14 protein-coding genes and 1 tRNA gene are annotated in these 17,508 nt (G+C 73.1%); 2 read left to right on the forward strand and 13 right to left on the reverse strand.

Translation table 11 applies throughout. The annotated features are described in order from the left end of the window. Window positions 1-168 precede the first annotated feature (168 nt). Genes OHB56_RS16815 through OHB56_RS16825 form a run of 3 tightly spaced genes read right to left on the reverse strand, consistent with a single transcriptional unit; the run spans window position 169 to window position 2,308 of the window. Window positions 169-579, reverse strand: a complete 411-nt coding sequence (locus OHB56_RS16815) for a type II toxin-antitoxin system death-on-curing family toxin (RefSeq protein WP_406354170.1) — start codon at window positions 577-579, stop codon at window positions 169-171. After that, entirely contained in the window at window positions 576-776 is a 201-nt protein-coding gene (locus OHB56_RS16820; RefSeq protein ID WP_406354172.1) for a hypothetical protein, read from the reverse strand. The genes OHB56_RS16815 and OHB56_RS16820 overlap by 4 nt, the downstream gene beginning before the upstream one ends. Window positions 777-817: 41 nt before the next feature. Then, complete coding sequence (locus tag OHB56_RS16825; protein ID WP_406354174.1) at window positions 818-2,308, reverse strand: MFS transporter; 1,491 nt, start codon at window positions 2,306-2,308, stop codon at window positions 818-820. A gap of 231 nt (window positions 2,309-2,539) precedes the next feature. Between OHB56_RS16825 and OHB56_RS16830 the strand changes: the two genes are divergently transcribed. Continuing rightward, a tRNA-Cys gene (locus OHB56_RS16830) sits at window positions 2,540-2,611 on the forward strand. Window positions 2,612-2,631: 20 nt separating this feature from the next. Here the strand turns inward: OHB56_RS16830 and OHB56_RS16835 are convergent. The 10 genes from OHB56_RS16835 to OHB56_RS16880 form a co-directional block, all read right to left on the reverse strand. Further along, the gene (locus OHB56_RS16835) at window positions 2,632-3,855 is read right to left on the reverse strand and encodes an SUKH-4 family immunity protein (RefSeq protein WP_406354176.1); all 1,224 of its coding nucleotides are present in this window, start codon (window positions 3,853-3,855) and stop codon (window positions 2,632-2,634) included. A gap of 348 nt (window positions 3,856-4,203) precedes the next feature. Beyond that, complete coding sequence (locus tag OHB56_RS16840) at window positions 4,204-6,546, reverse strand: xanthine dehydrogenase family protein molybdopterin-binding subunit (RefSeq protein ID WP_406354178.1); 2,343 nt, start codon at window positions 6,544-6,546, stop codon at window positions 4,204-4,206. Beyond that, window positions 6,543-8,528, reverse strand: a complete 1,986-nt coding sequence (locus OHB56_RS16845; protein WP_406354180.1) for a 2Fe-2S iron-sulfur cluster-binding protein — start codon at window positions 8,526-8,528, stop codon at window positions 6,543-6,545. The genes OHB56_RS16840 and OHB56_RS16845 overlap by 4 nt, the downstream gene beginning before the upstream one ends. Next, a complete protein-coding gene (locus OHB56_RS16850; protein WP_326753008.1) occupies window positions 8,525-9,418 on the reverse strand; it encodes an FAD binding domain-containing protein in 894 nt (297 codons plus the stop codon). The genes OHB56_RS16845 and OHB56_RS16850 overlap by 4 nt, the downstream gene beginning before the upstream one ends. A gap of 351 nt (window positions 9,419-9,769) precedes the next feature. Further along, window positions 9,770-11,494 (reverse strand): beta-N-acetylhexosaminidase, encoded by a 1,725-nt coding sequence (locus OHB56_RS16855; protein WP_406359110.1) that lies wholly within the window; start codon window positions 11,492-11,494, stop codon window positions 9,770-9,772. 67 nt (window positions 11,495-11,561) lie between these two features. Then, on the reverse strand, window positions 11,562-12,407 hold the full coding sequence (locus OHB56_RS16860) for a carbohydrate ABC transporter permease (protein ID WP_406359112.1): 846 nt from the start codon (window positions 12,405-12,407) through the stop codon (window positions 11,562-11,564). 29 nt (window positions 12,408-12,436) lie between these two features. Then, window positions 12,437-13,405 (reverse strand): carbohydrate ABC transporter permease, encoded by a 969-nt coding sequence (locus OHB56_RS16865; RefSeq protein WP_406354183.1) that lies wholly within the window; start codon window positions 13,403-13,405, stop codon window positions 12,437-12,439. A gap of 4 nt (window positions 13,406-13,409) precedes the next feature. Then, a complete protein-coding gene (locus tag OHB56_RS16870; protein ID WP_406354185.1) occupies window positions 13,410-14,702 on the reverse strand; it encodes an extracellular solute-binding protein in 1,293 nt (430 codons plus the stop codon). 213 nt (window positions 14,703-14,915) lie between these two features. Beyond that, window positions 14,916-15,212 carry a DUF3039 domain-containing protein gene (locus OHB56_RS16875; RefSeq protein ID WP_055596868.1) on the reverse strand — a complete coding sequence of 99 codons (297 nt, stop codon included), beginning with the start codon at window positions 15,210-15,212 and terminating at the stop codon, window positions 14,916-14,918. Window positions 15,213-15,241: 29 nt separating this feature from the next. Beyond that, entirely contained in the window at window positions 15,242-15,814 is a 573-nt protein-coding gene (locus OHB56_RS16880; protein WP_326753010.1) for a YqgE/AlgH family protein, read from the reverse strand. 318 nt (window positions 15,815-16,132) lie between these two features. Between OHB56_RS16880 and murA the strand changes: the two genes are divergently transcribed. Further along, on the forward strand, window positions 16,133-17,479 hold the full coding sequence (murA, locus tag OHB56_RS16885) for a UDP-N-acetylglucosamine 1-carboxyvinyltransferase (RefSeq protein ID WP_326753011.1): 1,347 nt from the start codon (window positions 16,133-16,135) through the stop codon (window positions 17,477-17,479). Window positions 17,480-17,508 lie beyond the last annotated feature (29 nt).

A 17,508-nucleotide genomic window follows, 5' to 3' on the forward strand; every position in this document is an offset into this window, starting at 1 on the left:
GTTGTGGGGACGGGGGCGGGTTCGGGCGGCTCGGCCGCGCCGGGAACCCGGCCGCAGGGGCAGCCGGCCGCACCCGGCGGTCGGCGTACGGCAACCGGGCCACCCTATCCGCGCCCCGGCCCGGACGACGCCCGGGCCGGGCGGGGGCACTCGGGGGTGGGACCGACGTCACAGCCTCCGCAACCGCCCCGCGATGCTTCCCACATCCGCCTCCGCTCCTGAGGCCACCTCGATGACCAGCGCATACGCCGCGTCCTGGTCGACGGAGGCGAGATCGACGCCGTTGAGGGCGAGGAAGGTCGCGGTGGCCAGCCAGGCGGTGCGCTTGTTCCCGTCGACGAGGGGGTGGTTGGTGGCGATGGCGTGGAGGAGGGCGGCTGCCTGTTCGTACAGGTCCGGGTAGGCGGCCGTGCCGAACATGCGGGCGCGGGGGCGGTGCACGGCCGAGGCCGGCAGGCCCGGCTCCCGGGTCTCGGGCTGACGGCCGCCGAAGGCGACCTCCGCGAGGGCGGTGACCTCGTCGACGGTGAGGTGCCGGGTCGCTCCCCGCGGAGCGGCCGGCTGCCGGTGCGTGGTCATTCGCCCAGCCTCCGCAGCAGGTCGGCGTGCTCGCGCGCGAGGTGCTCGCCGACGGCGCGCACCGTCCGGCGCTCGGCGCGCAGGTACGCGCGCACGGCCTCCTCGGCCACGGCTTCGGGCGTGCGGCCCTGCGCGTCGGCGAGATCCTGGAGGGCGCGCAGCCGGGCGGGGTCGAGCTGAAGGACGAACTCGGTCATCCCCGGAGGCTATGGTCCGCGATCATCCGGAAGCGACCGGTTTACGGCTCGCGTTCCCGCAGCCGCCTCGTCACCCACACCCCCGCCAGCGCCACCGCCGCCATCGGCAGGAACACGGCGACGAAGGCGGCCGGGTGGGAGCCGGTGGCGTCCGTGGCCCCGTGGGCGACCGCGCCGCCGCCGAGGGCCGCGAAGGCCGCTCCGCCGGCGGCCAGCAGGAGGACGTTGGAGAGGCCGTCGGAGATCTGGAGGGCGGCGGAGTTGGTGCCCGCCTCCTCGGGGGCGGAGAGCTGGAGCAGCAGGACGCTGGTGGAGGAGATCACCAGGCCCATCCCGAGACAGCCGAACGCCCAGGCGACGGCCAGGGCCCAGGCGGGGACCGCCTCGATCAGCACGCTCGGGGCCGCCGCGATGGCCCCCGCCACCAGGAGCATCCCGAGGGTCGTCAGCCGCTCCCGGTGCGGTTCCAGACGGGGCCGCGACTGGATCCAGGAGCCCAGTGCCCAGGTGACGCCGCCCGCCGCGAGGGAGAACCCGGCGAGGGTCGGGCTGAGGCCGCGCTGGGTGACCAGCATCAGCGGGACGAAGGACTCGGCGGCGATGAAGGACCCGGCGGCGACGCCGCGCAGCAGCACCACCGAGGGCAGGCCGCGCGCCGCCCGCCAGGTGCCGCGCGGGAGCAGTCCCAGCACCGCGGGCACCAGCAGCGCCAGGCCCGCCGCGCCGGGCAGCAGGGAGAGCCAGCGCAGGTCCTGGGCGGCGTACTGGAGCAGCCCGGCGCCGAAGGAGATCGCGAGGGCGAGGCGGATGCGGCGGCCGCCCGAGGAGGCCGGCGCGTCCGCGCCGTCGCCCGCCGGACCGGACGCCCGGCGGCGTATCTGCGGGAGGGCGAGGGCGAGGGGGAACGCGACGAGGACCGGGATGCCGAGGAACACCCACCGCCAGCCGAGGTGTTCGGTCACCGCTCCGGAGGCGAGCGGGCCGACGATCGACGGCACCACCCAGCTCGCCGCGAACGCGGCCATGATCGCCGGACGCAGCCGCTCCGGGTAGGCCCGGCCGACGACGACGTACAGCGCGACGATCACCATCCCGCCGCCGAGGCCCTGCACGGCCCGTCCCAGGATGAACAGCCACATCGAGCCCGCCGTCCCGCCCAGCAGCAGCCCCGCGGCGAAGGCGGCGATGCCCGTGGTCAGCGGCGCGAGCGGCCCGCGCCGGTCCGACCACTGGCCGGAGAGCACCATCGCGAACAGGCTGGTCGTGAAGAACGCCGAGAACGCGAACGCGTACAGCGACACCCCGTCCAGCTCGCGCGCCGCGACCGGCATGGCCGTGCCCACCGCCGTCGCCTCGAAGGCGATCAGCAGCACCACGGAGACGATGCCGATGCTCAGCGCCCGGTAGGGACCGCTCAGCACGCTGTCGCCCTGCTCGCCGCCGGGGGCGGTGAGCCCGGACGGCGTGGTGGGCCCGGGCGGGGCGTCGGAGGTCTTGGCGACAGAGGTGTCGCGCGGGTGCGGGGCGGCCATGGGCGTCAGGGTAAGGGTCACAGGGCGCTGTGACGCCTGTCGGGGGTCGGACCGGCACCGGGACCTTGGTCGTACTCCCCCGGCCGCCCGCCCCGCCGTTCATGAACGGCGTGTGGCAGTCCCGTTGCACCGCACCGGAATACCTTGAGCGCCGCTCCCGCCCCGCCGTACGGTCGGTGTACCGAGTTCGCGGCGGCGGGGTGGCGAAGGCCACACCCCGTCCCCGGCCTTGGCCGTGTGCCCGAGTGGCTCAGGGATTCGCCTGCAAAGCGAATAACGCGGGTTCGATTCCCGCCACGGCCTCCGGTACGGGCGGGGTGCCCTCAGAGCACCCCGCCCGCTTCGTCCTGGAACAGCTCCGTCCAGTAGTGCCAGTCGGCGTCGCCGGTGGCGCCCGTCGGGTCGACGGAGGACAGGACCTGGATCATCGTCATGGCCAGCTGGTCGTACGTCTCGCTGGTCAGCGCGTGGCCCGACTCCTCGTCGATGGCGTGCTCGCGGCGCAGCAGCCAGAGGGTGAAGGCGAGGGTCGAGATGTCCGTGTTCAGCGGGTACAGGACGGATTCCGGCTCGCTCCAGTTCAGGACCGCGCCGGTGGCGCCGTCGACGACCAGGCTGTTGTCCTCGACCAGATGACCGAGGCGGACGAGCCGGTCGGCGTGGGCGGGGAGACGGCCGGCCGGGAACGCGCCGGGGTCGGCGCAGCCGTCGCCGCGGTCCTCGTCGTGGTACTCGGCGAGGGTCCGCAGCGGCAGGTCGGTGTCCAGCTGGAACAGGAAGCCGTCCTCGGGCAGCCCCGTCTCGCGCAGGAAGCGGCGGGTCGGCTCGTGCGTCAGCGTCGCGGGGAAGTCGAACTCCTCGAAACGGACCACGCCCCGCCGGCCGAACTCCTGGTCGAGCAGGCGGAGCGGGAGGTCCAGGGCGAGGCCCGAGACCGTGCCCGGACCGGCCACCAGGGCCAGCGGGCGGATCAGCGCGGCCATCCGCCACAGCGGCGCCGGCTCGCCGTCCGCCCCCTCCTCGAACACCGCGAGCAGCTGCCGCGAGGCCTCCGCCACCGCCTTCGTGCCCCAGCGGTCCGCGTAGGCGGCGAACTGGCCGCGCAGCCCCGCCAGTTCGTCCGTCGCGGCGGCGAACCGCACCAGGGTCGGCAGCGACGGGGCGAGCGGGCGACGGTCCATCAGATCGGGCCGGTCGTGGAAGAAGTACGTCGTCGACACCTCGCCGGTGGCGCCGTCGAGCAGGACCGACTCCGTCTCCAGGCCGGCGGGGCCGAGCAGTCCGCCGATCACCAGCTGGTCCCGCAGCTCCGCGGAGAGCCCCTCGGCCGGGTCACCGGTCGAGCCGGCGACCGTGCGCAGGCCCTCGCCCCGCAGCTGCGTGAAGCTGAACAGACCGCTGTCGCAGGGCAGTCCGGGGCCGGTCAGCCAGCGGCGCGTGGACGCGTGGGTGACAAACGGATCGAGGTCGCCCTCGGTCAGGGTGATCGCTGCCGCGGTACCCGTGGCGTTCATGGCATCCGTGACAACGGTGTCGGTCGTGCTCATGGCTCCCCCGTGCATACGTGTGCTCAGTCCCGTGCTTCGCCGCTCCGGACCGCACCGTCCCGCCCGGACAGGACGGATCCCGGCCCTCCGAACCCGGCAGCCGTCCCCACCACTCGGAACACTACGTGCCACCACTGACAACACCCCGGAGCGGGAACGGGCGGGCGACCGGCCGGAACACGGATACGGACGCCCCACCCCACAAGACGCTCGAACACCCCCTGTGCGTTGCCTTCGCACGGAAATCGACGTGAACGTTCTCCGGCCGCCCGGCCCCGGCGGCCGGCGGTCGGCAACCGGCGGATGCCGGCCGGCGCATGCCGACCGGCTGACGCCGACCGGCGGAGGTCAGTCGGTGGACCTGACCGGCCGGTCGCGGCCGCCGGTCACCACCGCGGCCTGCGGGCGGATCGGCAGGCGGTTGACCGGGCGGCCGGTGGCCGCGCGGACGGCGGCGGCGATGGCCGCGGGCGAGGTCACCACCGGCACCGCGCTGACCGCCTTCGCACCGAACGGCGCGACCACGTCCCGCTCCTCGACCAGCTTCACGATCTCGATGTCGGGCGCGTCCAGGGCGGTCGGCAGGGCGTAGCCGGTGAGGTCGGGGTGCCGGACCAGACCGCGCGGCGTGCGCAGGTTCTCGGTGAGCGCGGCGCCCATGCCCTGGGTCACTCCCGCCTCGATCCGGGCGGCCAGCTGGGCCGGGTTCAGCACCCGCCCCACGTCCTGGGCGACGGCCAGTTCCACGACCCGTACGGAGCCGATCTCGATGTCGACGTCGACCACCGCGCGGATCGCGCAGAAGGACATTCCGACGTAGGCGTCGCCCTGGCCCGATGTGTCCAGGGGCTCCGTGGGATGCGGACGGCACTGGGCGGTGGCCCACAGTTCCTTGCCCTGCAGGGCCTCGGTCACGGGCGTCGACAGCACTCCGTCGTACGAGGTGATCCGGCCGTCGGTGATCTGGAGCAGCTCGGCGGACATGCCGAACTTGTGGGCCAGGGGCTGGAGGAGCTGGGTGCGGACCATCTTCGCCGCGCGTTCCACCGCGCCGCCCGACACCCAGGTGTGCCGGCTGCGGCTGCCCGCGCCCGCGGCGGGCTGGTCGGTGTCCACGGGCGCCACGCGCACCTCGTCGACACCGAGGATCTCCTGGACGATCTGCCGGGCCAGCGTGGTGAAGCCCTGGCCGGTCTCGACGGCCGCGCACAGCACCGTCGCCACCCCGTCCTGGACCTTCACGGTGGCCGTGGACACCTCGTCCGCGCCCTCGCCGCCGAGCATGTGCACCATGCCCAGGCCGTAGCCCACCCCGCGGCGTACCGCGCCCGGTTCGCCCGCGCCCTCGGGGCCGCCGGGCAGCAGCCACTCGTCCTCGGGGGTGTCCTTGGGCAGCGGCGGCAGCGGGTGGTCCCGCACCGCCTCCAGGAGTTCGGCGACCGGGGCCGGGCAGGTCACGGTCTGGCCGGTGGGCAGGACGTCGCCGGTCGCCATGACGTTGCGCATGCGCACTTCGGCCGGGTCGAGGCCGAGCTTCTTGGCGAGCTTGTCCATCTGCGCCTCGTAGGCGGCGCACACCTGCAGGGCGCCCTCGCCGCGCATGTGGCCGGAGGGCGGGTTGTTGGTGCGGACCGCCCAGCCCTCGATGAAGGCGTTCGGGACGACGTAGGGGCCGCAGGCGAAGGCGACGGCGGCGGCCAGCGCGTCCGACGACGTGTCGGCGTAGGCGCCCGCGTCGAGCAGGATCTGCGCCTCGACCTTCACCAGCCTGCCCTCGGCGTCGGCGTGGTGGCGGTAGCGCAGCAGGGTGGGATGCCGGTGGGCGTGGCCGAGGAAGGACTCCTCGCGCGTGGCGGTGAGTTTGACGGGGCAGCCGGTCTTCAGCGCCAGCAGGCCGAGCGGCAGCTGGAAGCTCTGGTCCTCGCGGTCGGCGGTCGCGCCGGGCACCCCGGTGACGACGACCTTCACGCGGTCGGGTTCCAGGCCGAACGCGGCGGCGGCCGCGTCCCGGTCGCCGTGCGGGTCGGTGGAGGCCAGGTACAGCTCGACCCCGCCGTCCGGGCGGGGGACGGCGAGTCCGGCCTCGGCGCCGATGGGGGCGGGGTCCTGCCGGCCGATGCGGTACAGGCCCTCGACGACGAGGTCACCGGCCGCGTCGGGGTCGCCGTGCCGCAGCGGGATGTGCCGGATCAGGTTGCCGTCGGGGTGCAGCGGCTCGGCCTCGAAGGCCTGCTCGGGGTCGATCACCGGGTCGAGCACCTCGTACTCGACGATGACGGCGGCGGCGGCCATCCGCGCGGTGTCCGGGTGGTCGGCGGCGACGGCGGCGATGGCCTCGCCGTGGTGGCGCACGACGTCGGAGGCGAAGAGCGGGCGGTCGGACCGGCCGCGCTCGTACAGCGGGGTGCCGGGGACGTCCTCGTGGGTGACGACGGCGTGCACGCCGGGCATCTCGCGTGCGTGGGTGGTGTCGATGGACGCGATCCGCGCGTGCGGGTGCGGGGAGCGCAGCACGGCCGCCCACAGCAGGCCCTCGGCCCACAGGTCGGCGGCGTACGGGAAGGTGCCCTCGGTCTTGGCGCGGGTGTCGGCGGCCGGCAGGGAGACACCGAGTCCGCGCGGGGGCGATTCCGTCCCGGTGGTTTCCTCCGTGGCCTGTGCGGCCTGCACGGTGGTGGCCTCGTTGCTCATGCCTGGCCTCCGTCCCGGCCGTAGAGCCGGTCATGCGGTCCGGGGTCCGGGAAGGCGGCGGGGCCGACACCGCCGGCACCCGGTCCCGCCTGGTGCGGAATGCGGAACTCGCCCGTTTCGCCGCCGGCGCCCCGGCCCGCGCCCCGGGCGCCGTCCTGGCCGGCCTCGGCGAGGGCCTCGCGTTCGGCGACGACCTCCTGGACGGCCTCCACCACGCCCCGGTAGCCGGAGCAGCGGCACAGGTTGCCGCACAGGGCCTGGCGGGTCTCCAGCCGGGTGGGCGCCGGGTTGCCCTCCAGCAGGTCGTGCACGGTCATCGCCATGCCCGGCACGCAGAAGCCGCACTGCACCGCGCCGCACCGCGCGAGCGCGCGCTGCACGTCCGACGGCCGGCCGTCCTGGGCGAGGCCCTCGACGGTACGGACCTCGCTGCCGGCCGCGGTGACGGCCGGGACCAGGCAGGACGCGACGAGCCGGCCGTCGACCTGCACGTTGCAGGCCCCGCACTCGCCCTGTGAGCAGCCGTCCTTGGCGCCGGCGAGGCCGAGGCGCTCGCGCAGCACGTAGAGCAGCGACTCGCCGATCCAGGCGTCGGTGACGGGCCGGTCGGTGCCGTTGACGCGCAGCACGTAGGAGGCGAGGGGATGGTCGTCGTGCGCGGCACCGGACAGCGGTTCGTGCCCGGGTGACGTGCCGTCGGGTGCGTCCGGGCCGGTTCCGGTGCCGGTCTCGGTGCCGATTTCGGTGCCGATTTCGGTGCCGATTTCGGTGCCGATTTCGGTGCCGATTTCGGTGCCGACGGCGGATGCGGGGCCGGCGCCGGCGGGTTCCGGTCCTGCGTCCCCGGCCGGGGACGTCCCGGCGTGGTCCCTCGCGCCCTCCGGGGCCGCTATGTCTTCCGGCGCTGCCGGGCCCTCCTCGGCTCCGTGCGGGCTCTGGGGCCTCTGGGAGCCCCTGGCGGCCTCGGCGGCCCCCGGAGCCTCCCCGGGGCCGCCGACGGGCCCTGCGGTGCCCTCCGGGCCCGGCTGCGGGTGCTCGCGGAGCTCCGGGACGGACGGACCGCCGGCCGCCTCGGGGTGGGCGTCGGCGCCGGGCCGCCAGGAGGGCTCGGCGAAGGCCGGCTGCGGCACCCCGCTCGACAGGGGCGGTGCGTCGTGGCCGGGGGCGGGCCGCGCGTCGGGCCGCTCCCGGACGGGGTCGGCGGTGCCCGCCCGGCCGTGCGCGGGGGCTCCCTGGCCGTGGTCCGCGTGCCAGTCGGGTTCCGGGCCGCCCTGCTCCCGGCCCTGCTCCCGGCCGGGAGCGGTGTCGGGGTGAGCCGGATCCACGCCCGGCACGCCCGGTCCCCACGGCTGCCCGATGGCCTGCGTGGCCCAGGGCGCGGAGGCGCCGCCCGGGAGGGTGGGGGGCGGGGTGACCGGCGGGACGGCCCCCCACTGCTCGGCCAGCGCGGAGGTGGTGAACTCACCGGACTCGTCCGGGAGGTCGCCGCCCGCGACGGGGATCGACCACTGGCCGGTCACGTCGGAACCCGGTGCCGGGTCGCCTGCGCCGGGCGTGTCCTCGAAGTGCCACTGCCCGGAGGCCCCGGGGTCGTACGTGAACCGGTCCTGGCCGCCGTGCTGCTGCGCCGCGCGCGCCCCGGGGTCCTCCCCCGGCCGGCCCGCCTGCGGATCGTGCCACTGGGCGCCGTCGACGGGGGCGCCCGGCACTCCGGTGCCCGGCGCCGCCCAGCTGCCGGTGACCGCGGGGTCGGTACCCGCCGTGGTGGCGGGGGTGACCGTGATGGGCGGCGGCACATAGCCGTGGCCGGGCGCGGCCAGCGGGCTCTCCATCGAGTCCAGCAGGGCGTCGATGCCCCCCTCGGGGAGCTTCACGAAGGCCGTGGCGCCGTCGTCGTAGTCCCCCTGGGGCAGCGGGTCCCAGCGGCTGCCGCCGTTGCGGGACGTTCCGGACGTGCCCTCTCCGTGCTGGTCGTCGGTCACGACAGCGCCCTCCCCAGTGCTCGTCGGGCCAGTGCGGCGACGGTGCGCCGCAGGTGCAGTACCGCGGGCGGCAGCGACGGGACGGAGCCGTCCTCGTCGGGGGCCGGATCGGGGATGCAGGCCGCGGCGACGTACTCCCCGAACGCTTCCAGCGCCTCCGGCACGAGCGCGCGGTTGTTGTCCCAGTCGATGAGCTGGGCGACCCACTGCTCGGCCTCCAGGGGCCGCAGCGCCATCGGCGCTATGGCGCCCACCGCGCAGCGGACACCGCGCCGGCCGGGGTCGAGCACCAGGGCGACGGAGGCGACCGCGCGGCCGGGGCCGGTGCGGCCGGTGGCCTTCAGGAAGACCTGCGGGGCGTGCAGCAGCGGCACGCGCACGTAGCCGATGAGTTCACCGGCCCGCAGCATGTCCATCCCGGCCAGCAGGTGCGACACCGGGATCTCCCGGCGGGCTCCGCCCTGACCCGCGATGATCAGCGTCGCCTCGAGCGCGGCCAGCACGGGCAGCGAGTCGCCGGTCGGGGCGGCGGAGGCGATGTTGCCGCCCAGGGTGCCCGCGTTGCGGATGTGCGGCGGTCCGGCGGCACGCGCGGAGGCGGCGAGCGCCGGGATGAGGGCGGCGAAGTCGGGGCGGCCCATACGGGCGTGGGTGAGGCCGGCGCCGAGCAGCGCGTGGCCGTCCTGGTACTGCCAGCCGCGGATCTCGCTGATCCTGCCGAGGCCGACCAGCGCCGTCGGTCTGAGCTGCCCGGAGTTGACGGAGGCCATCAGATCGGTGCCGCCCGCGACGGGCACTGCGGCGGGCATGGCGGTCAGCGCCGCCACCGCCTCGTCCAGCGTCGTGGGCAGCGTCACGGCCTGCGCCGCCTGCGGTGCGTGCGTGCTCAAAACCGGCTGCCCCTTCCCGCGGCCCCACCTGGTCCCACCTGTTGCAGCCGTACGGTACGACCTGACAGGGCGGACGTGGCAACTCTGGCACATCTTCGCGAGCGCCGAAGACAGGGGTCCGCTAGGAGACGTTCACCCACCTCACAGACCACTTGACCCGTTTTCGCACCTCATCGCCCGTGTGATCGAACGGGCACCGTTCGGTGATTCCTGCGACTTTTTCGTGCGCCCTGTTCGATGAGGGGACGAACTTCCGTGCGCGGCCGGTTCCGGAGGCGGCACGCGCCACCGGTCCGGCACGCGCCACCGGTTCGGGGGGCACCGGTGCGGGGGCCCCATCGGCGCGGAGAGCTACCGCTGCGGGGGTGCGCCGTCGATGGGGCGGCCCAGCACGCCGGGGCGCCGCTGCCAGGGCAGCGGTCCGGCGGGCGGGCGGTAGGCGACGCCGAGGGCGTCGAGTCGCCGGTAGTGGGCGGCCATCCGGCGCTCGAAGTCCGCGAAGTCCCGTTCGGCGGGGGCGGGCAGCGCGCTCCAGGCGACCTCGGCGAGGGCGGCGAGCCGGGGAAAGACCTGGTAGTCCACCCTCGCCTGGTTCTCCGTCACCTCGGACCAGGCGTTGGCCTGGGTGCCGAGCACCCGCCCGGCGTCCTCGGGCGTCAGCTCCGCCGGCACGGGCTCGAACCGGTAGACGTCCTCCAGGGTGCGCACGTACCCGATCGGCACCGGCTCCTCGGGGCCCGCGTCCTGCCGGTGGTCCAGGTACACGTGCTGTTCGGGGCACATGACCACGTCGTGTCCCGCGCGGGCGGCGGCGACCCCGCCGGCGTAGCCGCGCCAGGAGGACACGGCGGCGCCCGGGGCCAGGCCTCCCTGGAGGATCTCGTCCCAGCCGATCAGCCGGCGGCCCCGCTCGGCGAGCCAGCCGGCGAAGTGCCCGATGAACCAGGACTGGAGGGCGTCCTCGTCGGCCAGTCCCAGATCGGCGATCCGTTTCTGCGCGACGTCCGAGGCGCGCCACTGGTCCTTCGGGCATTCGTCGCCGCCGATGTGGACGAACGACGAGAACGACGAGAACGAGGAAAAAGACGAGACCGGCGGGGCCGGCGAAGACGGCGGGGCCGACGCGAACGCGGAGGGCCCCGTGGCGTCGGCGGGGAACAGTTCCAGGACTTCCTCGAGCACCCCTTCGTAGAAGCGCAGGGTGGTGTCGGTGGGGGCGAGTACGTTCGGATTGATCCCCCAGGTGTCCCAGACGGCCAGCGAGGAGGTGTCGACGACATCGGTGTTGCCGAGTTCCGGATACGCGGCGATGGCGGCCTGCGAGTGGCCGGGCACGTCGATTTCGGGAACGACGGCGATATGCCGTTCGGCCGCGTAGGCGACGATCTCCCGGATGTCGTCCTGCGTGTAGTGGCCGCCGTGCGGCGTGTCGTTCCACAGGGGCGAGGCGCGGTGGCCGAGTTTCGTCCGGGCGCGCCAGGAGCCGGTCTCCGTCAGCCGCGGGTACCGCTCGATCTCGATGCGCCAGCCCTGGTCGTCCGTCAGGTGGAAGTGCAGCACATTGAGTTTGTGCGCGGCCATCAGATCGAGATAGCGCAGCACGCCTTCCTTGGGCATGAAGTGCCGTGCCACGTCGAGCATCAGTCCGCGCCACCGGAAGCGGGGCTCGTCCTCGACGATCCGGTGCGGGACGGTGCGGGTGGCGCCGGGGCGTACGGGCGCTTTGCGGAATGCGTCGGGGCCGAGCAGCTGGCGCAGTGTCTGGGCGCCCCAGAACACCCCGGCCGGGCCGCCTCCGGCGATCTCCACGCCCCGGCCGGGCAGCACGGCGAGCCGGTACGCCTCGGGGGCCAGGGTGTCGTCGAGGCGCAGCCGCAGGCCGTCGCGGGTGTCCTCGGTGCCGGGGGGAAACCGCAGGCCGAGGGCGGGTCCGAGGGTGGAGCGCAGCCAGCGTTCGGTGGTCCCGGTGCCGGGCCCCGCCCACAGGGGGGTGTCCGGGGTCAGCGGGAATCCGCCGGGCGCCGCCCCTTCGACGGTGCGCGGCGCGGGAACGAGTGCCGGTTCCACCGGTGACATCACATCGGTCCCGCCGGTTTCCCCGGCCCCTTCGTTCGCGTCGTTCTCGTCGGTCACGTCGGTCACATCAGTCCTTTACCGCGCCGCCCAGTCCGGAGACCAGGCGTCGCTGCACGAGTACGAAGAAGACCAGCACCGGAATCGTCATCACCGTGGAGGCCGCCATCACGCCGCCCCAGTCGGGATCGTCCGGCTTGTAGAAGACCAGCAGGGCCATCGGCAGCGTCGACTGCGAGATGTCGCTGATGATGAAGGACTTCGCGAACAGGAAGTCGTTCCAGGTGGAGATGAAGGAAAACACACTGGTGGCCACCAGCCCCGGCAGAACGAGCGGGAAAAGGATCTGCCACAGGAACCGCGCACGGCTCGCGCCGTCGATGTAGGCGGCCTCCTCCAGCGCCTCGGGAACGGCTTTCACGAAACCCCGCAGCATCCAGATCGCGAACGGCAGCGAGAACGCGATGTGCGGCAGGATCAGCGACCACAGCGTGTTCAACTGGCCCGCGTCCCGCATGAGGAAGAACAGCGGGATCGTCAACGCCTCCACAGGCACCATCTGGGCCACCAGAAACATGATCAGCAGAGTGGTCCGCATACGGAACCGGAATCGCGTCACGGCGGTCGCCGCGAGAAAGGCGATCAGCGCGGAGGCGAGCACCACGGCGACCGCGACGACCAAGCTGTTGAGGAAGTACCGGCCGAATTCCCCTTGCCCGAACACCCGTCGGAAGGAATCCAGGGTGGGGGTCAGGGTCCACGGCCGCGGCCGGTCCGATTCGATCTCGCCGGCCGGTTTGAAGGCGCTCAGCACCATCCAGTACAGCGGGAAGGCCACCACCGCCGCGACCGCCAGCGCGGTCGCCTCGGCGGCGAGCCGCCACGGACGCCGTACGAACCTGCGCACGGGATTCACCGGGCGCACTCCGTCCCGGCTCACGAGAGTCACAGTTCCTCCCCCTGGCGGCGCAGCAGCCGCAGGTACACCAGCGTGACGGCGAGCAGGATCAGCAGCATCACCACGCCGATCGCGGCGCCCAGGCTGTACTGCGAGGACGCGAACGCCTTCTGGTACGCGTAGACGTTGAGGACCAGGTTCTGGCCGGCGATGCCGCCCCCGCCCGTCATGACGTAGATCTGGGTGAAGACCTTGAAGTCCCAGATCACCGACTGGATGGTGACGACGACCAGGATCGGCCGGAGCATCGGGGCGAGGACCGAGCGCCAGACGCGCCACTGCGAGGCGCCGTCCAGGGCGGCGGCCTCCAGCACCTCGGCGGGCACGGCCCGGATGCCGGCGTAGACGGTGACCATCACGAACGGGAAGGAGCACCAGACGACTTCGAGCAGGACGAGGAGGAAGGCGCTGTATTTCCCGTACGTCCAGGAATGGTCGCCCAGGCCCAGGATCCGGTTCACCGGGCCGAAGTCGGCGTCGAAGAGGAGCAGCCACACCGTGGAGCCGGTGACGGCCGGGGTCGCCCAGGCGCCGAGCGCGGCCAGCATCAGCGCGAGCCGGGGCACGGCGCGCACCCGGGTGAGCAGCACGGCGAGCGCGCAGCCCACGGCCAGGGTGGAGACCACACAGGCCGCCGCGAACAGGACGGTGGTGAGCAGTACCTGCCAGAACTGCTCGTCGGCGAAGAGTCCGGTGTAGTTGCCCAGGCCCCGGAAGGTGGTCGGTTCGCCGCCGCTGACCTGTGCCTGGGTGTAGTGGAAGAGCGAGATCAGGCCGAGTTGGTAGACGGGGTAGGCGAGCAGCCCGCCGAGGACGACGAGGGCGGGGGCGAGATAGAGCCAGGGGGTGGGGCCGGCCCTGCGGGCCCGGCCCCGTGGGCCCCGTGGCGGGTGGGGTGGGGTGGCCGTGCGGGGCGCGGGACGCTTCCGCACGGCCACCGTGTCCTGTGCGGCCACCGAGTCAGCCCACCGAGCCGAATGCCTCGTTCATCTTCTTCGCGGCGCCCTCCGACGCGGCCGCCACGTCCTTCTTGCCGCTGACGACCTCCTGGAACATGGTCGGCAGCACCAGCGAGGCGTCGATCTGCGCCCAGGCGGGCGAGGCCGGCACGAACTTGGTGTCGGCGGCGAGGGTCTCGACGAACGGCTTCAGGAAGGGTTCCTTGGCGGCCACCTGCTGCCGCACGTCCGAGAAGGTCGGCAGGAAGCCCATCGCGTCGAAGAGCTCGCCCTGCGCCTTCTTGGAGGCGAGCCGCTGCATCAGGTCGACGGCGAGGGTGCGGTGCGAGGTCGACTTCAGGACACCGAGGTTGTTCCCGCCCGCGAAGGCAGGGGCGATGGACCCGGACTTCACACCCGGCAGCGGTACGACGGCGTACTTGCCCTTCACCGTCCCGGCCTCGATCGCCGCGTGGCTGAAGTCGCCGCCGATCGCCATGGCGGCCTTGCCCGAGGCGAAGGCGGTCACCGTGTCGTTGCCGCCCATGCCGGCGCACTTGGCGGCCGGGCAGTTGTCGTCGCCGAAGAGGGAGGTGTACGCCTCGATGCCCTTGCGGGCCTCGGGGGTGTCGATCGCGGAGGCGTACGAGCCGCCCTTGCCGGTGGCGAGTTCACCGCCGTGGGCCCAGAGGAACGGCATCGCGCCGTAGGTGTAGGCGCCGCCGACGGCGATGCCGTACAGGTCCGGCTTCGCGGCGCGGATCTCCCGCGCGGTGGAGATCAGTTCGGCCTGCGAGGCGGGGGGTTCGAGCCCGAGTTCGTCGAAGACGTCCGTGCGGTAGTAGAGGGCGCGGACGCCCACGAAGTACGGCGTCCCGTAGACCTTGCCGTCGACGGTGACCGACTGCCGGGCGGTCGGGTCGGTGTCCTTGGCCTCGTCCCAGGCGCCGAACTCCTCGGTGACGTCGGCGAGTCCGCCGTCCTTCACGTAGCCGGCGGTGTCCGTGTTGCCGTACTCGACGAGGTCGGGCGCGGACTTCGGGTCGTTGAAGGCGGCCTTGATGCGCTCGGCGCGGGTCTCGACCGGGATGTACTCGACGGTGACCTCGGCGCCGTCGTGCGCCTTCTCGAATCCGGCGACGACGGACTCGACGACCTTTTCCTTGGGTGCGTTGTTCACCTCCTGGAAGAGCCAGACGCGTAAGGTTCCGGTCTTCTCGTCCTTGCCGGAGGAGGAATCCCCGGATGCCTGGGGCGCGCAGGCGGCGGTGGCGATGACGGCCGCGAGGGCGACCAGACGGACGGACAGCTTCATGGACTGCTTCCTCCGGTGAAGTATTGCAACATGCGCAACGCTGGTTTCGCTGTGCACAACAACACCGGAGGCTAGGGACTAGGCGAACGAGCCCACAAGAGGTCTCCACCACTCTGTGACCGGCTGACGCATTCCGTGCAACGCGCGGACATCACAAAGGCCCCCAGGGCGCGCAAAACGCGCCCGGGGGCCCCGAGAGCGAGGCGGGCGCGGCTACTTGTCGCCCTTGCCCTTGCCGCCCTTGCCCTTGTCGTCGCCGTCGCCGCTCATGGACTCGTAGATCTCCTTGCACATGGGGCAGACGGGGTACTTCTTCGGGTCCCGGCCCGGCACCCACACCTTGCCGCACAGCGCCACGACGGGCGTGCCGTCCAGGGCGCTCGCCATGATCTTGTCCTTCTGGACGTAGTGGGCGTAGCGCTCGTGGTCGCCGTCGCCGTGAGAGGTCTGCGGCGTCGGCTCTACGAGGGTTCCCGTACCAGTACCGCGCTCGGGCTCAAGAGTGCTCATGAAACAAAGGGTACTGAAGGTCACACGCATCAGTTGAGCGAAGGGTCGTCCGGATAGGTGGCCACCATCGCCAGTTCGCTGCGCTGACGGCGCAGCACCTCGCGCCAGAGCCGCTCCGGCACCGGGTACGAGATGTCGCCGGGCTCCGACTCCACGACGTACCAGGCGCCTTCCAGCAGCTCGTCCTCCAGCTGGCCGGGACCCCAGCCCGCGTATCCGGCGAAGATGCGCAGCGAGCCGAGAGCGGCCGCGAGCAGCTCCGGCGGCGCCTCCAGGTCGACCAGTCCGATCGCCCCGTAGACGCGGCGCCAGCCCAGCGGGGCGGCCCCGCCGCCCGTCCCCCCGGGGACGACGGCGACACCGAGGGCCGAGTCCAGCGACACCGGACCGCCCTGGAAGACGACTCCGGGTTCTCCGGCCAGGTCCGCCCAGCCCTCCAGGATGTCCCCCACGTCCACCGGGGTCGGGCGGTTGAGCACGACGCCGAGGGAGCCCTCCTCGTCGTGGTCGAGGAGGAGGACGACCGCACGGTCGAAGTTCGGGTCCGCCAGGGCGGGTGTGGCCACGAGCAGCCGCCCTGTGAGCGAGGACACCTCGGTCATGCCAGACATGATCCCGCATCTTCCCTTTCCGTGGGGAGGCAATCGGGGTACGGGGGTGAACGCGGCCGGCCGGCCCGCGAGCGGCCTGGTGAGGCACCGGCCGGAGCGGGCCGGAGCGGGCTTCGGGCGCCCTGCGGGCGTACGGAAGCACCCCCGGCGCACGGTGACGGCGGTCACCCCGAGTGGCCGGAGGGGAACTGCTCGTGTCCCGGTGGACACGGGGACGGGACCGGGTCGTGCACGGGCTGGTGGAACCGGTGTGGGGGGCGACTACCCTTGCCCTTCTGGCCCCTGCCCCCTCCACGGAACGCGAGATCCATGACCGTCAACGGCGCTGAAGACGTCCTGCTTGTCCACGGCGGAACCCCACTGGAGGGGGAGATCCGTGTCCGTGGTGCGAAGAACCTCGTACCGAAGGCCATGGTCGCCGCCCTGCTGGGCAGTGAGCCCAGCCGACTGGGCAACGTTCCGGACATCCGTGACGTGCGGGTCGTACGAGGACTGCTCCAGCTGCACGGGGTGACGGTCCGTCCCGGCGACGAGCCCGGTGAACTGGTGCTCGACCCCACGCGGGTGGAGAGCGCCAACGTCGCCGACATCGATGCCCACGCGGGTTCGTCCCGCATCCCGATCCTGTTCTGCGGCCCGCTGCTGCACCGGCTCGGGCACGCGTTCATCCCCGGTCTGGGCGGCTGCGACATCGGCGGCCGGCCGATCGACTTCCACTTCGACGTGCTGCGCCAGTTCGGCGCGACGATCGAGAAGCGGGCGGACGGCCAGTACCTGGAGGCCCCGCAGCGGCTGCGCGGCACGAAGATCGAGCTGCCGTACCCGTCCGTCGGCACGACGGAGCAGGTGCTGCTGACGGCGGTCCTCGCGGAGGGCGTCACCGAGCTGTCCAACGCGGCGGTGGAGCCGGAGATCGAGGACCTGATCTGCGTCCTGCAGAAAATGGGCGCGATCATCGCGATGGACACCGACCGGACCATCCGCATCACCGGTGTGGACAAGCTCGGCGGCTACAACCACCGCGCCCTCCCCGACCGCCTGGAGGCGGCCTCCTGGGCGTCCGCGGCGCTGGCCACCGAGGGCAACATCTACGTCCGCGGCGCCCAGCAGCGCTCGATGATGACGTTCCTGAACACCTACCGGAAGGTGGGCGGCGCCTTCGAGATCGACGACAAGGGCATCCGGTTCTGGCACCCGGGCGGCCAGCTCAAGTCGATCGCGCTGGAGACGGACGTCCACCCGGGTTTCCAGACCGACTGGCAGCAGCCGCTGGTGGTCGCCCTGACCCAGGCGACGGGGCTGTCGATCGTCCATGAGACGGTCTACGAGTCCCGGCTCGGCTTCACCTCGGCGCTCAACCAGATGGGGGCGCACATCCAGCTCTACCGCGAGTGCCTGGGCGGCTCCCACTGCCGCTTCGGCCAGCGCAACTTCCTCCACTCGGCCGTCGTCTCGGGCCCGACCCGGCTCCAGGGCGCCGACCTGGTCATCCCCGACCTGCGCGGCGGCTTCTCCTACCTGATCGCCGCCCTCGCCGCCCAGGGCACGTCCCGCGTCCACGGCATCGGCCTGATCAACCGCGGCTACGAGAACTTCATGGACAAGCTGGTGGAGCTGGGCGCGAAGGTCGAGCTTCCCGGCAAGGCGCTGGGCTGACGGACGGAACCCGACGACCACGGCACCGG

This window comes from Streptomyces sp. NBC_01635 (assembly GCF_045209715.1).
Lineage (GTDB): Bacteria > Actinomycetota > Actinomycetes > Streptomycetales > Streptomycetaceae > Streptomyces > Streptomyces hirsutus.

What these genes read in the sequence shown, in the direction of transcription:
- OHB56_RS16835 (WP_406354176.1), bottom strand. Translation starts at nt 3,855, where the DNA reads ATGAGCACGACCGACACCGTTGTCACGGATGCCATGAACGCCACGGGT.
- OHB56_RS16825 (WP_406354174.1), bottom strand. Translation starts at nt 2,308, where the DNA reads ATGGCCGCCCCGCACCCGCGCGACACCTCTGTCGCCAAGACCTCCGAC.
- OHB56_RS16855 (WP_406359110.1), bottom strand. Translation starts at nt 11,494, where the DNA reads ATGTCACCGGTGGAACCGGCACTCGTTCCCGCGCCGCGCACCGTCGAA.
- OHB56_RS16820 (WP_406354172.1), bottom strand. Translation starts at nt 776, where the DNA reads ATGACCGAGTTCGTCCTTCAGCTCGACCCCGCCCGGCTGCGCGCCCTC.
- OHB56_RS16875 (WP_055596868.1), bottom strand. Translation starts at nt 15,212, where the DNA reads ATGAGCACTCTTGAGCCCGAGCGCGGTACTGGTACGGGAACCCTCGTA.
- OHB56_RS16880 (WP_326753010.1), bottom strand. Translation starts at nt 15,814, where the DNA reads ATGACCGAGGTGTCCTCGCTCACAGGGCGGCTGCTCGTGGCCACACCC.
- OHB56_RS16840 (WP_406354178.1), bottom strand. Translation starts at nt 6,546, where the DNA reads ATGAGCAACGAGGCCACCACCGTGCAGGCCGCACAGGCCACGGAGGAA.
- OHB56_RS16870 (WP_406354185.1), bottom strand. Translation starts at nt 14,702, where the DNA reads ATGAAGCTGTCCGTCCGTCTGGTCGCCCTCGCGGCCGTCATCGCCACC.
- murA (WP_326753011.1), top strand. Translation starts at nt 16,133, where the DNA reads ATGACCGTCAACGGCGCTGAAGACGTCCTGCTTGTCCACGGCGGAACC.
- OHB56_RS16815 (WP_406354170.1), bottom strand. Translation starts at nt 579, where the DNA reads ATGACCACGCACCGGCAGCCGGCCGCTCCGCGGGGAGCGACCCGGCAC.